The sequence below is a fragment of the Enterococcus salsurae genome, assembly GCF_054784955.1.
This window is the reverse complement of record NZ_BAAHWY010000008.1, coordinates 1-3,264: the sequence shown is the minus strand read 5'-3', so window position 1 is coordinate 3,264 and position 3,264 is coordinate 1. Positions and strand designations below refer to the sequence as shown.

Genomic DNA, 3,264 nt, shown 5'->3' with positions numbered 1-3,264 from the left:
AGTATTGTTCATTGAAAACTGGATATTGAAGAAATCAAAACAAGTAACACACACCGAGTTGAACAAAAAAGAGTTTTTTAATAAGTTCAACGCTTATTTTAGTCAAGCAACCTTCTATCGCTAGAAGAAGTACTTGAAAAACCGACCGTAAGGTCAAAGGTTAAGTGAATAAGGGCGCACGGTGGATGCCTTGGCACTAGGAGCCGATGAAGGACGGGACTAACACCGATATGCTTTGGGGAGCTGTAAGTAAGCTATGATCCAGAGATTTCCGAATGGGGAAACCCAGCATCTTTTATAGGATGTTACGTCTGTGTGAATACATAGCACAGTCGAGGTAGACGCAGAGAACTGAAACATCTAAGTACCTGCAGGAAGAGAAAGAAAATTCGATTCCCTGAGTAGCGGCGAGCGAAACGGGAAAAGCCCAAACCAACAAGCTTGCTTGTTGGGGTTGTAGGACTCCGATATGGTAGTTTATTCAGATAGTCGAAATACTTGGAAAAGTATGTCAAAGAGGGTAAAAACCCCGTAGACGAAATTTGGATGACACCTAGGAGGATCCTGAGTACGGCGGAACACGAGGAATTCCGTCGGAATCCGGGAGGACCATCTCCCAAGGCTAAATACTCCCTAGTGACCGATAGTGAACCAGTACCGTGAGGGAAAGGTGAAAAGCACCCCGGAAGGGGAGTGAAATAGATCCTGAAACCGTGTGCCTACAACAAGTTAAAGCCCGTTAATGGGTGATAGCGTGCCTTTTGTAGAATGAACCGGCGAGTTACGATAGCATGCGAGGTTAAGTTGAAGAGACGGAGCCGCAGCGAAAGCGAGTCTGAATAGGGCGATTGAGTATGTTGTCGTAGACCCGAAACCATGTGATCTACCCATGTCCAGGTTGAAGGTGCGGTAAAACGCACTGGAGGACCGAACCCACGTACGTTGAAAAGTGCGGGGATGAGGTGTGGGTAGCGGAGAAATTCCAAACGAACTTGGAGATAGCTGGTTCTCTCCGAAATAGCTTTAGGGCTAGCCTCGGAATTGAGAATGATGGAGGTAGAGCACTGTTTGGACTAGGGGCCCATCTCGGGTTACCGAATTCAGATAAACTCCGAATGCCATACATTCATATCCGGGAGTCAGACTGTGAGTGATAAGATCCATAGTCGAAAGGGAAACAGCCCAGACCACCAGCTAAGGTCCCAAAATATATGTTAAGTGGAAAAGGATGTGGGGTTGCACAGACAACTAGGATGTTGGCTCAGAAGCAGCCACCATTTAAAGAGTGCGTAATAGCTCACTAGTCGAGTGACCCTGCGCCGAAAATGTACCGGGGCTAAACATATTACCGAAGCTGTGGAGTGCACCATAAGGTGCATTGGTAGGAGAGCGTTCTAAGGGCGTCGAAGGTAGACCGTGAGGACTGCTGGAGCGCTTAGAAGTGAGAATGCCGGTATGAGTAGCGAAAGACAGGTGAGAATCCTGTCCACCGAATGACTAAGGTTTCCTGGGGAAGGCTCGTCCGCCCAGGGTTAGTCGGGACCTAAGCCGAGGCCGAAAGGCGTAGGCGATGGACAACAGGTTGATATTCCTGTACCCGTTGTTTTTGTTTGAGCAATGGAGGGACGCAGGAGGCTAAGAGATGCAGACTGATGGATATGTCTGTTCAAGCAGTAAGTCTTGATAGGAGTCAAATGCTTCTAACTACACGGACAAGCTGTGATGAGGAGGGAAATAATAGTACCGAAGTCTCTGATGTCACACTGCCAAGAAAAGCTTCTAGTGAGAAAACAATGGCCCGTACCGCAAACCGACACAGGTAGTCGAGGAGAGAATCCTAAGGTGAGCGAGAGAACTCTCGTTAAGGAACTCGGCAAAATGACCCCGTAACTTCGGGAGAAGGGGTGCTGCTCTAACGAGCAGCCGCAGTGAATAGGCCCAAGCGACTGTTTATCAAAAACACAGGTCTCTGCAAAATCGAAAGATGAAGTATAGGGGCTGACGCCTGCCCGGTGCTGGAAGGTTAAGAGGAGTGCTTAGCGTAAGCGAAGGTACGAATTGAAGCCCCAGTAAACGGCGGCCGTAACTATAACGGTCCTAAGGTAGCGAAATTCCTTGTCGGGTAAGTTCCGACCCGCACGAAAGGCGTAACGATTTGGGCACTGTCTCAACGAGAGACTCGGTGAAATTTTAGTACCTGTGAAGATGCAGGTTACCCGCGACAGGACGGAAAGACCCCATGGAGCTTTACTGTAGTTTGATATTGAGTGTCTGTACCGCATGTACAGGATAGGTAGGAGCCGTAGAGATCGGGACGCCAGTTTCGATGGAGGCAATGGTGGGATACTACCCTTGCGTTATGGCCACTCTAACCCGCAGCCCTTATCGGGCTGGGAGACAGTGTCAGATGGGCAGTTTGACTGGGGCGGTCGCCTCCTAAAGAGTAACGGAGGCGCCCAAAGGTTCCCTCAGAATGGTTGGAAATCATTCGAAGAGTGTAAAGGCAGAAGGGAGCTTGACTGCGAGAGCTACAACTCGAGCAGGGACGAAAGTCGGGCTTAGTGATCCGGTGGTTCCGCATGGAAGGGCCATCGCTCAACGGATAAAAGCTACCCTGGGGATAACAGGCTTATCTCCCCCAAGAGTCCACATCGACGGGGAGGTTTGGCACCTCGATGTCGGCTCGTCGCATCCTGGGGCTGTAGTCGGTCCCAAGGGTTGGGCTGTTCGCCCATTAAAGCGGCACGCGAGCTGGGTTCAGAACGTCGTGAGACAGTTCGGTCCCTATCCGTCGCGGGCGTTGGAAATTTGAGAGGAGCTGTCCTTAGTACGAGAGGACCGGGATGGACTTACCGCTGGTGTACCAGTTGTCTCGCCAGAGGCATCGCTGGGTAGCTATGTAGGGAAGGGATAAACGCTGAAAGCATCTAAGTGTGAAGCCCACCTCAAGATGAGATTTCCCATTTCTTTAAGAAAGTAAGATCCCTGAGAGATGATCAGGTAGATAGGTCAGAAGTGGAAGGCTAGTGATAGTTGGAGCGGACTGATACTAATCGATCGAGGACTTAACCAAAATTAAAGTAAAACTCGGAAGAGTTTTGATTCTTCAATCCAGTTTTGAGTGAGCAACACTTACTCAATTGAATAGTGTGGTGGCGATAGCAAGAAGGATACACCTGTAACCATGCCGAACACAGAAGTTAAGCTTCTTAGCGCCGATTGTAGTGAAGGGTTTCCCTTTGTGAGAGTAGGACGTCGCCACGC

At 49.5% G+C, this 3,264-nt stretch carries 2 rRNA genes; both read left to right on the top strand.

The features are described 5' to 3' along the window. Positions 1-158: 158 nt before the first annotated feature. Positions 159-3,073, top strand: a 23S ribosomal RNA gene (locus tag ACYVRS_RS14710). A gap of 75 nt (positions 3,074-3,148) precedes the next feature. After that, positions 3,149-3,264: ribosomal RNA gene (gene rrf / locus ACYVRS_RS14705) — 5S ribosomal RNA — on the top strand.